The 12,411-nt window shown below is 38.5% G+C and carries 11 protein-coding genes; 3 read left to right on the top strand and 8 right to left on the bottom strand.

Annotated elements, in window-relative coordinates; translation table 11 throughout:
• The 8 genes from E1176_RS13995 to E1176_RS13960 form a co-directional block, all read right to left on the bottom strand.
• The coding region (locus E1176_RS13995) for a class I SAM-dependent methyltransferase (protein ID WP_155211254.1) at positions 1–466 on the bottom strand (466 nt) is incomplete at its 3' end.
• A complete protein-coding gene (locus E1176_RS13990) occupies positions 466–729 on the bottom strand; it encodes a DUF493 family protein (protein WP_155211253.1) in 264 nt (87 codons plus the stop codon). The genes E1176_RS13990 and E1176_RS13995, both read right to left, overlap by 1 nt.
• A gap of 66 nt (positions 730–795) precedes the next feature.
• Positions 796–2,883 (bottom strand): peptidylprolyl isomerase, encoded by a 2,088-nt coding sequence (locus E1176_RS13985; protein WP_155211252.1) that lies wholly within the window; start codon positions 2,881–2,883, stop codon positions 796–798.
• Between the two features lie 99 nt (positions 2,884–2,982).
• On the bottom strand, positions 2,983–4,275 hold the full coding sequence (locus E1176_RS13980) for a hemolysin family protein (protein ID WP_155211251.1): 1,293 nt from the start codon (positions 4,273–4,275) through the stop codon (positions 2,983–2,985).
• A 166-nt stretch (positions 4,276–4,441) separates the two neighbouring features.
• Positions 4,442–4,975 (bottom strand): LPS export ABC transporter periplasmic protein LptC, encoded by a 534-nt coding sequence (lptC, locus tag E1176_RS13975; protein ID WP_246206061.1) that lies wholly within the window; start codon positions 4,973–4,975, stop codon positions 4,442–4,444.
• Between the two features lie 78 nt (positions 4,976–5,053).
• Positions 5,054–6,358, bottom strand: a complete 1,305-nt coding sequence (locus E1176_RS13970) for a hypothetical protein (protein ID WP_155211250.1) — start codon at positions 6,356–6,358, stop codon at positions 5,054–5,056.
• Between the two features lie 27 nt (positions 6,359–6,385).
• Positions 6,386–7,663, bottom strand: a complete 1,278-nt coding sequence (gene bamG, locus E1176_RS13965) for a BamG family beta-barrel-assembly machinery protein (protein ID WP_155211249.1) — start codon at positions 7,661–7,663, stop codon at positions 6,386–6,388.
• The gene (locus tag E1176_RS13960; protein WP_155211248.1) at positions 7,656–8,366 is read right to left on the bottom strand and encodes a type III pantothenate kinase; all 711 of its coding nucleotides are present in this window, start codon (positions 8,364–8,366) and stop codon (positions 7,656–7,658) included. Before E1176_RS13960 ends, bamG begins: the two co-directional genes overlap by 8 nt.
• A gap of 91 nt (positions 8,367–8,457) precedes the next feature.
• On the opposite strand from E1176_RS13960, the gene E1176_RS13955 reads away from it, so the two are divergent.
• The 3 genes from E1176_RS13955 to E1176_RS13945 all read left to right on the top strand — a co-directional run.
• The gene (locus E1176_RS13955) at positions 8,458–9,531 is read left to right on the top strand and encodes an anhydro-N-acetylmuramic acid kinase (protein ID WP_155211247.1); all 1,074 of its coding nucleotides are present in this window, start codon (positions 8,458–8,460) and stop codon (positions 9,529–9,531) included.
• Between the two features lie 61 nt (positions 9,532–9,592).
• Positions 9,593–10,819: a Glu/Leu/Phe/Val dehydrogenase dimerization domain-containing protein gene (locus E1176_RS13950; protein WP_155211246.1), complete on the top strand. Its 1,227-nt coding sequence runs from the start codon at positions 9,593–9,595 to the stop codon at positions 10,817–10,819.
• Between the two features lie 142 nt (positions 10,820–10,961).
• Positions 10,962–12,411, top strand: a 1,450-nt coding sequence (locus E1176_RS13945) for a sodium:proton antiporter (protein ID WP_425482584.1), incomplete at its 3' end; no start/stop codon positions are given.

Here is a 12,411-nt window from a genome sequence, read left to right as displayed (position 1 = left end):
TTACCAGTAACGCTACATCTAACTCCTCTGATTCTAATAGAGGATCTTCTTCTGTTGAGAGTCTGGTCGTGACTAATTCAGGATTAATGTTATTTAGCTCAGCTTTTCGATTTTCTATATGTTCTAAAAATCGGTCATCGATATCGATGGCCACTACTGAGGCTCCTTTTTGAGCCAGCCTAAAAGTAAAGTACCCTGAACCAGCCCCAATATCTGCGATTACCTTGCCTTCGACAATACCCAGTTTGTCTATTACAAGCTCCGGGTTTTGCCACTTAGCACGATCAGGGGCTTCATATTGCTCTACCAGTTTTTGAAAGCTGTCAAGGTTAAAGGCTTCGGCCGGGGCAGGTTTGATAGCATTCGCTGTGTCCTTTTTTGCTGCTGTGGGTATTGTTTGTTTGGTGTTTCTTGTTTCACAACCTTGAGCAATAACAAGTAATATGATGAGAATCGAAAATCTCATTATAAGGCTATTATACCCTCTATTTTATTTGCAGCAATATAATACTCGATCACTTTTTGGCTCGATTCAGCCATTATCTTTGCGGTTACGCTTATATAGTTTCCTTTGCTCGATTGCTTTTCACTTACATCGTGATTGTTGAAGAGGCTTTTAACTTCTCCCTCCTTGCCCTTAGGAACAATAAATTTAAAAGTATAGAGTGATGGCCACTCATACTCTTTGTCTAGCTTTTCTTTAAACGATTGTATTGAATTATCACTCATGGCTTATAAATAACAAAAGCGGAGATCAAAGTTCCCCGCTTTTGGTGTAATTGTACAATATATCTACTAGTAAAACTTGTAACGCTTATCGTTTATGTCAGCATTCTCTTTGATCGCTTCACCTATGCTAAAACCAACTCTGTTACGAGCGTTTTGAGTCATTTGTGTTTTGTAGATTGAGTAATCTGCAATTTCAGGTGCCACAGTTTTATTAAGCATTTCAATAATTAAAACACCATTTTCTGAAGCAAACGGCTCTGTAGATTCACCATTTTCTAAAGAGAATGCTTTACCTACTGCATAAGGATCGTAACCAACAGTTGGTAAAGAGTTAGCACTTAGTTTAAGGTCGCTTGAAGTGTAAACATTAGCGTCATCACCATAAGCTGTAGCTTTATCTTCAAGTGAACCAGAAAGACCCTGTAGTTTTTCTATGATCTGCTTTCCTTTCAGTTCGTTTTTAACCTTAGCTGTTACTTCAGCACGTACATTGTTGAGGGACTGATAACCTTCTTCAGTTTCTCCAGTCATTACAGCTACAACATACTGATCGTCTAGTTCGAATACTTCAGAAATATCTCCTACTGACGCATCTCTAAACAACCATTGTACTATTTGTCTGGCATCGCCAAGTACACCAACTCTACGGTCGTTTTTCTTTAATTTCTCTGCAGGTCTTACATTTAAAGAGTCATTATCAGCAGCTTCTTCAAAGCTTTCAAGGTCATCTATTTGAGAAGCAAATAAGTCTGCATCTCTAAATGCTTCGTTTATCGTTTCATCACCAGGAGTAATGTTTCTTTGAATAGTTGCTACCTTGTAAACAGTGTTGGTTTTGGTTTCATCGACTCTTACTATGTGGTAACCGTATTCTGTTTCCACTACTCTGTTAATCAAACCGGTTCCGTTAGCGCTGAAAATTACGTCTTCAAACTCTTCTACCATATCACCAGTTTTGAACCAGCCAAGGTCTCCACCTCTTGATTTAGTACCATCAGTTCCATATTGAGCAGCCATTGCTGAGAAATTAGCCCCGTTTTGCAATTCCTCAAGTACTCTTTCAGCTTCTTGCTTTGCTTCTTCACCTTCACCAAATAGGATGTGGCTAGCTTTCGCGTAATCTACAGTATCTTCATAGATGTCAGAAACTTTGAAAAGGTCGTAATATTCGCCATTAAGATAAGGACCTCTAACATCTCCTTTAGACAAGTTGCTAACATTAGCACCAAGTTGTCTAGGTAATGTAGCCGCCTGATATTTTGAGAAGAAAGTGTTGCCATCAGTATTTACACCAGCAAAAGTAGAATCATCCTTTACAGTTTTAAATTCTTCTTTTAACTCATTAAGCTCTTCTTTTATAAAAGCACTGTCGGCTGCAGATGCAATTACAGGAAAAGAAACATACTTAAGGCTTCTTGTATTTTCTACTTTGTATTGCTCCTTATGGTCGTTGTAGTAACTTTTAAGGTCGCTGTCAGAAACAGTCACAGCAGAGTCACCTATAGCATAAAAAGGCACGTAAAGGTATTTAACCTCAGCTACATTGTTTTGGGCCTGGTATTCCATTTGGCCTTCAGCGTTAGTAGCGTAAACACTTTTTACTAAAAGGTTTTCGTATTTGATTCGCTCACGGCCTGGCTTAAGATCTTTTTTAAAGATCTCCCATCTGTAGCGTTGCTCAGGCGCAGCATTTGGTAGCTGCTGTAAGAAGTTTAAGAATAGGTCTCTGTCAAACTCGCCAGTTTCAGGGTTAGTGAAAGACTGCTGGATGCCCGGGCTTATATTTTTGCCCTGCATCATATCCCATACTTCGTCAGAAGTTACTTCAATACCAACTTCTTCATATTGTTTTTCAAAAGCATAGCGAGCAATTAACAACTCCCACGCCTGATTTCTTAGTGTAGGCTTTTCTCTTTCACCAGGCTGTCTGTTAAAAGACATCACATAGTTACTTTCCTGCTGCTGAACGAGTCCTTGAAACTCTTCAAGAGAAATATCTTCGCCAGCAATTTCACCCACCTGATTGTCATTTCCGCCAAAGAGCGAAGAGTTTGGCCCGAGTAGGTCGGCCATAACAAATGAGATGATAGCTACGGCAATGAGTGCCACTACTACCTTGCCCATCTTATTTCTTAACGTGTTTATTAATGCCATAATGCTTTTATAATGTTATTTGCATATTGTTCAAAGAGGCGCAAATTTACAGAGTATTCGCCTAATATCAAACTCCGAAAGTAAGACCAAATATTTTATTTACAAAGGTTCCTGGTCTTCAAAAGTAAGTTTAACAGTGTCTATTCTAATGTCGTGTGTAGATTGAATAGTAAATCTGAAAGGATGTAAGGTAATTGTGTCACCTTTTTGAGGCAAATCTTCTGTAATTGATAAGATCAGTCCTCCTAAAGTCTCGTAATCGCCAGTAGGTAGATTCCAGTTGTATTTGTCGTTCAGATAATCTACTTCATGTCTTGCGCTTAAAAGATATGTAGCGTCTCCGATGTGTTGTTCGATCCAATTTTCATCGTCATGCTCATCCTGTATTTCACCAAAGATCTCCTCGATGATGTCTTCTATACTCACTATACCGGAAGTTCCGCCAAATTCATCAACTACCAAACCAAGGCTTTTACGCTCCGAAATGAACTGGATCATGAGCTCATTTGCCAGCATTGTTTCTGGAATGATAATTATCGGTGTCAGTATATCAGCGATGTTTTTTGGTTTTTTAAACAACTCAAGTGAGTGACAATAACCGATAACATTGTCTATAGATTCTTTGTAAACAATGATTTTGGAATGTCCACTGTCTATAAAAGCTTGCTTTAATTCTTCAATGTCATCTTCGATGTCTACCGCCACCAACTCAGTACGTGGAATCATGCACTCTCTGATTCTAATGGTTTTGAATTCAAGTGCATTGTTAAAAATTTTTGTGTCCAGCTCTACGTTGGTTTCCTGATCTGCCATCAGGGTGTTTTTAATGTAGTTATCAAGATCAACCAAACCAAAGGCAGCCTGATCTTCAGAATATTTGAGACCAAATATTTTTGTGATGATGAATTTAGAGGCTCCAACAATAGCCCAGACAACCGGACCCATAATCCAATACACCAGATTAATTGGGTAAGCCAACACACCCAATAGCCAGTTTGGGTTGATGAGGAAAATACTTTTAGGTAAAAATTCTGCAGTGAGAAGTACGAGTAAAGTTGATAGTATAGTTTGTAAAACCAAGATCAGAGGTTCTGCAACAGACAGCTGAGTAGTAAGAGACTCTAAAACAAACGCTCTGATGTATGGGTCGAGTAGCTTAGCCATAAAAATACCATAAATAACAAGTGCTATGGTATTACCAATGAGAGTTGTGCCAATAAATCGGGATTGGTTTTTTATGAACTTAGATAGTATCAAGCCGGTGCGAAAACCTTTTTTAGCTTGTAACTCAATGTGCAATTTATCTGCAGATACAAAAGCTATTTCTATTCCCGAAAAAAAAGCCGAGAAGGCCAGGGAGCCAAGGATTACGAGAATCAGGTCAAAGTCCATTTATTGATTATCAGAAGATTTAGGCTTTATAAGCTTGTATAAAAATAGTAAGCTTATACATAACATGAAAATCCAGTAAGAATAGGCAAATCCTAAAGTAATAGTTTGGTGAACACCTATGATAAAAAGTGCTACAGTGATAGAAAAAATTATGGTTGGCCAAAATTTACTCATCGTCTAATGTAAATTCTCCTTCTACTTCTTTTAATACATACCATGAGAAATCCTGCTTAGCTTCTAACCCGCGACCGTAAAAAACTTCTTTGTCAAGTTGAATCCTTACGTATTTATCGGTGTACATTTTTTCATTCTCAGGCGTCCAGAATAATTCTTCAGTATTTAATTGTTGATTTTGCTCCAGGTTTTTTATCACAACATCACCACGGCCTCGGTATTTTTTTTCTTCTTCGAAGTAATAGGCATCGTTGGCTTTCAGGGTTGAGGTTATATTACCTTGCTCATCAAAAAACTCCATGTAAATACCTTTTGGAAATTCCTGATCACCGTTTTCATATTGCAACCAGGACTGAGCTTTTAGTTTAGTGGTCACTTTAGCGTCTTCGCTGTAGTACAGCTCTACGTTTTCGGCTTCCTGCACCGGGCCTTCATATGCTTTTATCTTTTCAATGTCCTGCTCTGTACTTGTACAGGCACCTATTGCAAAGATGGCTAAAAGAAAAATTAAGTGCTTTATCATCATTAATTGCCTACAAAATTATAACAAAAAAGCGATGAACAAGTACTGCTCACCGCTTTTCCATATGATTTGTGTTTATGATTAGTCTCTACTTCTAATAGTCGTAGTTACACCAATCCAACATCCAACAGATACTTCATCACCTGCAGTATAGTTGAACGTAAATATTTCTTCTTTTGAAGGAAACTGCTCTTTAGCAGAGTTCATCATCTTAGTATTGCCAGCTCTCTGGAACATATCATAAGCTGCTAAGAATACGGCTCTATCTTTGATCATATCTTCTTTACCAGCACACTGGTCGAAGCTAGAGTAGTATAAGTAACCTATAGCAGAATAAGCTTCAGATTTAGAAGGGTCTACCTGAAGGGCCTTTCTGTAAAGCTCTCTGGCAGCACTTCCTGATTTCATAGAACCTAACTGAATGTATATATCAGCTTTTTTATCTGGATCTTCGGTAAGAGTAAGCGCCTGGTTGAAGTATTTAGTTGCTTTCTCATCTTCGTCAGCTGCTTTAAATTTAGCACCTAGTGATTTAGCGATACCAAAATCAGGCTCATTAGCCATGATAGTTTCACCAGCTTGTAACCAAAGAGGATCGTCAGTACACTTACCGTTAAGCATGAAGCCGAAAATCTTTTTAGCCAATTTTAGGTCATTAGGATTTTCCTGAAACTTAGGGCCAAGGTTTGTTCTTACGAAGTCACAGTCAATGTTAACAAGACCTACAAGTATACCGTCAACAGTTCCTTTGTAGTCTTTAAGTTTATCTACAATAGATTGCTTAGACTTATTTTCGATCTGGTAATCGATGATTCCCTGGATTCTCTCATAGTAATCTAAGATCTGAGTATCAGACAGATTCTTCACATACTTAGCATTGTACTGTACAGTACTCATATAAGGAAGAATCATGTAGTAGTCCATATTATTGCCATTTAGCTCATAAGCCTTGTCAAAAAGCTCGAGAATTACAGGCATCTGACTTTTCTGCTTGATATTATATCTGTAAGCAGAATAAGCTTTTTTAAGTACTACGTCTGCTTCATTGTTGCAGTACTGAGCTCTCATGTCATATATAAGCATAAGAGAGTCTACATAATTTTGCTTGGCATCATCATTACCAGCATCATCAGCAGCTTCTACTAGGCCTTTGTATATTTTTTCACCATTTATATAGATGGCAGAGTGAAGGTCAGGAGCATTTTGAAGTAACCATTGGTGTGGTCCTTTGGCTTTTTCAAAGTCATCATTTCTCAATGCATCGTTATACAATACATTTTTCTCCTCTGCTGTTTTTTTGTCTTCTGGCCATTTCCATTCGTCACATTGTGCGCTTGCGCTAAAAGCTAGTGCTGAAACAAAGGCTACTAAAAGAAAGTGTTTCATTATCCTGTTCATAATCTAATTTATTATCTAATCATATTTTCGTTTAATAAACCACTGGTCGTTGAAATTAACCCCCAGTGTAAACCTGAAATACTCTTCATCCAGGCGTGTTTCGCTTATTTTGCCTCTCTGGCCGTATTTAAAAGCCATATCGAGACTTGAGAAACGACTCACTGGTAAAGACCAGCCAAAATTAATGCCAAAATCCTTAACCTGATTACCATCTATCACATAAGGTGTATTTTCATACGACAAACCAAGCCTGTAAGTCACTCTTTTGAGGTAACTACTTACGGAAGAAGGGTCAGGTGTATACTCGCCTCCTAATGCTACTGTGTAGGCATCTTCAAGACCTTCATTTACACCTTCAAAGTTTTTATATTCTGACCATGGTCTATATGTGGCATCTAAACCAACAGCCCATTTAATGCCATTATTAAAAGAAATACCCCCACCAAATGCTTTTGGCAAATAAATACTTCCATTTTCGTTACTGCTTAGCGTGTCATTTGTGATGGGTGCTCCATCTAACTGAAGTTCTGTTGATTTGAGTTGATTTGCATTTACTTCAGAAGCAAAGTCATAAGTAAAACCGGCATTAAACCTGATCTTATTATTAAAGATGGAATCTTTTTTAAATGCAAAGCTTCCTTGAAACAAGAAATCAGAGACAGAAGTTCTGTCAAGCACGGTAGGCTGAAGATTTACAGGGTCATCTGAGTTGCGTGATTTGATCTGGTTCGAAAATGACGTTTCAATAGAACTAAATAGATAAGTAGCTTTTACTCCAACAGAAAAGTTGTCGTTTAACCTAACACCGTTAGCCCAGTATACCTGAGAAAATCCACCAGAACCAGCTTCAGTTATATCTGTGAAGACAGTATCAGTCACTTGCTCTTCGAAAGTAAAGCTATAATCTACTGTACTAAAAGGGGATAAACCTACGCTGGTGGTCCATCGACCTGGTTTTACAGGAAAAGCTGTGGCTAAATAACCTAAAGAACCACCTCCGTTTGTTTCTTTCGTAGAGTTGTTGCTGAGTGTTCTGCGTTCCATTACAAGACCTGCACCAAATACGGTAAGTGTGTTGTTTGGAAGCAACGCAGGGTTCATGTTATTAAGGTACCAGTAGCTACCATTGCTGAGACCAACACCCCCCATTCCCTGATTATGGGCTAGTGACAAGTTGTTTATATCTCCGATTCCTCTGGATGTAAAAGGTGATTTACTTACCTGGGCTAAAGAAAGGTAGCTCAATGAGACCAAACCTGCTGCCAGAAAAATCTTAATTTTTGTCTTATACATTATGTAGTAAAATCCTATTCAAACCTGTTAAAACCAATTCAGGGCTTGCAAATATGTCAGCTTTCAACCTGTTTTCAAAGAATTTGGTATCCCCACCGCATATAATGATCTGCAAATCTGCAAATTTGTGATTATACATCCGAATAAATTCATTTATTTCCCCGATAACTCCGTAAATAACACCACTTTCCAAACATTCTTTTGTCGTTTGGCCCACTAAAGGGGTATTTTCTGAGTGTTCTACCAACGGAAGATTTGCGGTAAAAGTATTAAGAGCTTTAAATCTCATTTTTACACCAGGTGATATTGCTCCCCCATGGTAAATGCCTTTAGCATCAATAGCATCATAAGTGATGCAAGTACCGGCATCAATCACCAGACAATTGGTTTTAGGAAATAAATATTGAGCACCAGCTACGGCAGCTATACGATCGAGACCAAGAGTTTGAGGGGTTTTATAATCTAGTAAAAAGGGTAAAGGAAGCTGATGATTTAAAATAATTGCATCGTCTCCATACTGGGCTTTAAGCTTTTCGGGTGACACACTCACGCTACTTATTATGGTATGAGTAGGCTCATGAGTGGTTATAAGGCTTTGAATTGAGTTTATATCAGCATTATCTTCCTTTATTAGCAACTTATTTTCAGAAAAAATTGCTGCTTTTGTGCGAGTGTTTCCAAAGTCTATGACGAGATTAATCATGGTCAAATGTATGTTCAACTCAAAACTACCAATTTTTAGTTCATAGAGAGATGGCTTCGTGGTATCTTGGTGGACAGATTGACGCGTGATTATGGATAGAAAAAACAACTACCAAACTATCGGCCTTATGTCGGGTACTTCGCTTGATGGGTTAGATATAGCATTTTGCGAATTTTTTTTGGAGAATCATCGATGGAAGTTTGACTGTAAAGTCGCTGAGACTATTTCATATCCTGAGAATCTACTAAAAAAGCTAAAAGCTGCCACCACTCTTTCCGGAGAAGAATTAACCTATCTAGATATTGAGCTAGGTGGATGGATAGGTGAAGTGGTAGCGCAGTTTATAAATAAGAAAGCGTTAAAAGTCGATTTTATATCTTCTCATGGGCATACTGTTTTTCATCAACCACATAACGGTATGACTCTACAAATAGGAAGTGGACTAGAAATGCATCTAGCAACTGACCTACCTGTTATTAATGATTTTAGATCTAAGGACGTTGCGCTTGGCGGTCAGGGAGCTCCACTGGTGCCAATAGGTGATCAATTGTTGTTTTCGGAATACGATTACTGTATTAATCTTGGCGGAATCGCTAATGTTTCTTTTGAGCAGCAGGGTAAGAGAGTGGCATTCGATATAGCACCTTGCAATATGATCCTCAACAGGTTGACAGAAAAGCTAGGTCATAGATATGATGAAAATGGAAATCAAGCTCGAAGTGGTAATGTAAATGCCAAATTGCTTGAAAGACTCAATAGTTGGACTTACTACAAGGAGTCCCATCCAAAATCGCTGGGTTATGAGCAAATTGCCAATGAGGTATTTCCTTTACTAGACAACTCTAATCTTCCCATAACTGATTTACTTGCTACATATACTACTCATATAGCCGAAGCAATTGCTCAAATATTTCCCATAGACGGCAAAGAGCAACATGTATTAATCACAGGAGGGGGCGCATATAATTCTTTTTTGATTGATAAACTGAAAGCGTTTACGCCAGAACTTGTCAAGATATCAAAGGCAGACAAAAAATTAATTGACTTTAAAGAGGCTATAATTTTCGCGTTCCTAGGTGTGCTGCGTATGAGAAAAGAGACCAATTGTTTGTCGAGCGTTACCGGTGCATCAACAGACTCTAGTTCGGGCGTAATTTTTGAATAATTTGTCTAGCTTTGCCCCCTGTTAAAATCAACAGTTTTTAAGTACAAAACCAAGTAAATACATGAAGCATCTCGTTCAGAAATTTGAAGATAAAAAGCCGGAAATAGTCTTTGAATGGAGTGATCCTGAAACTGAGGCAGAAGGTTGGGTAGTTATCAATTCATTGCGAGGTGGTGCAGCTGGTGGAGGTACCAGAATGAGAAAAGGCCTTGATAAACGTGAAGTTGAGTCTTTGGCTAAAACCATGGAGGTTAAATTTACAGTCTCTGGTCCGGCCATCGGGGGCGCGAAATCTGGAATAAATTTTGATCCCAACGATCCGCGTAAGCAAGGTGTACTTGAGCGATGGTATGCAGCTGTAAAGCCTTTACTTAAATATTACTACGGTACCGGTGGTGATTTAAATGTTGATGAAATCCATGAAGTAATTCCGATTACAGAAGATGTTGGGGTGTGGCACCCACAAGAAGGTGTATTTACAGGTCATTTTCAGCCAAGAGAGCCTCAGCTTATAAACCGTATTGGGCAGTTGAGAAATGGTGTGATCAAAGTTCTCGAGAGCGAGAAATATTCACCTTCACTAAAAAGAAAGTACACTGTTGCTGATATGATCACAGGGTATGGTGTATCTGAAGCTGTCAGACACTATTATGATCTTTGGGGAGGCAGTGTTAATACCAAAAGGGCTGTAATTCAAGGTTGGGGTAATGTAGCCGCGGCTGCAGGCTTCTATCTCACTCAAATGGGTGTAAAAGTTGTGGGGATTATTGATCGCGATGGAGGTTTGATTAATGAAAATGGCTTTACTTTCGATGAAATTAAAGAGCTGTACACATCCAGAGATGGCAATAAGTTGGTGGCAGCCGATATGTTACCATTTGATGAGATCAACGAAAAGATCTGGGATCTTGATTTTGAAATATTTATACCAGCTGCTGCATCGCGACTGATTACAAAAGATCAGGTTGAGCGTATGATTAGCTCGAAATTGGAAGTTTTCTCGTGTGGCGCCAATGTGCCATTTGCAGATCCGGAAATATTCTTTGGGCCGACTGGTCTGTTTGCCGACAGTAAATTTTCAGTAATACCAGACTTTATAGCAAACTGTGGTATGGCACGTGTTTTTGCTTACCTCATGGAAAGTGAAGTGTCACTTGATGATGATGCTATTTTTTCTGATACTTCTGAAAGAATAAAGAAAGCTTTGGAGAAGACTTACAAGGCAAATCCTAAGAAAACAGAAATCGCTAAAACTTCCTTTGAAATTGCTCTTAAACAACTCGTGTAATTCATTGGTTTGTTAATAGCATCTTAATGAAACTAGGCTTTAAAATTCAATAGTATTCTATATCTTTGAGCCCGTTACAGGTTTCACGGAAGGTGTTGGAATTCATTCAGTTTAGGTTATTTTAGTAAAAAATCTATAGTTTGTGAGAAGAGCGTTTTTAATAATTTTTCTTTTACTCGGATTTACGACCATCTATGGGTACAGCGCTCCATCAGATACCTATCAGGATTCCACAAAACAAGAAGTTGTTGATAATCAGCATGATGCAGGCGAAAGTCATGCAGAAGAGGCTCATGCGGAAGAAGGCGGAGAACACCATAGTGAAGCTCCTCCAGGCTGGACTGTGATACCTTTTGTGGTGCTATTGCTAATGATAGCAACAGGTCCTTTATTCTACGAACATTTCTGGCACAAAAACTATCCAATTGTAGCTGTTCTCCTTGCTGCAATGGTGGTCCTTTATTATTTATTAGTGCTTCATAATACACATGGACCGGTTCATGCTCTGGCAGAATACGTACAGTTTATAGCACTTTTGGCTTCATTGTTTATAGCTTCTGGCGGTATCATGATCGATATCGATAAAAAAGCTACCCCTGCAGCTAACGTGCTCTTATTATTAGTAGGCGCTGTTATCTCTAACCTTATAGGTACTACAGGAGCTTCAATGTTGTTGATAAGACCTTTTATCAGGTTAAATAAAACGAGAATAAAGGCCTATCACATCATATTTTTCATTTTTACAGTGAGCAACATTGGCGGCTCTTTAACTCCAATTGGTGATCCTCCATTATTTTTAGGCTTTCTCAAAGGAGTTCCATTTTTCTGGACGCTTGAGCATAATTTGCTGCCATGGATATTCGCACTTATCATATTATTAGTTGTATTCTATTTGTTCGATAAGAGAAATACATCTGATTACGGCACTGGTGAAGAAGAGATGAGTTTCACTGGTAAAGTAAAGCTCATAGGTGTCAGAAATTTTGGGTGGTTAGCATTAGTTATTGCCTCTGTATTTCTAGATCCCAACGTTTTAGATTGGGTACCTGCCATTCATTATGATGGGCAAAAGTTCTCATTCCTGAGAGAGATCATCATGTTTGCCGTGGCTTTCATGTCTTACAAGTTTGCTAACAAAGAGGCTATAAGAGGTAATGAATTTAGTTTTGAACCGATTAGAGAAGTTGCATTTATATTCATAGGCATATTTGGTACTATGATGCCTGCTCTTGAGCTGGTAGGTGGCTTTGCAGCATCACCGGAAGGATCTAAATTAATCAGTCATAACACATTATATTGGGGGACAGGTATTTTATCAGGATTTCTAGATAATGCACCTACCTACATCAATTTCTTAACAGCGGCACTTGCCTCTCAGGGAGGAAGTATTAATACCATTGGCGATGTAGTTGCATTTGCCGAAGGCGGTACATTTACTGATTCTATACTAGATTTAAAAGCCATTTCTGTTGCAGCAGTATTTTTTGGAGCGTTTACTTATATAGGTAATGGTCCTAATTTTATGGTGAAATCTATCGCTGAACAAATCGGTATAAAAATGCCATCTTTCTTTGGCTACATTATACGATTTT

The sequence above is a fragment of the Fulvivirga aurantia genome (assembly GCF_009711475.1).
Taxonomy (GTDB): Bacteria; Bacteroidota; Bacteroidia; order Cytophagales; family Cyclobacteriaceae; genus Fulvivirga; species Fulvivirga aurantia.
Note: the sequence above shows the minus strand (reverse complement) of the source record. Positions and strands in the feature narration are given on the sequence as shown.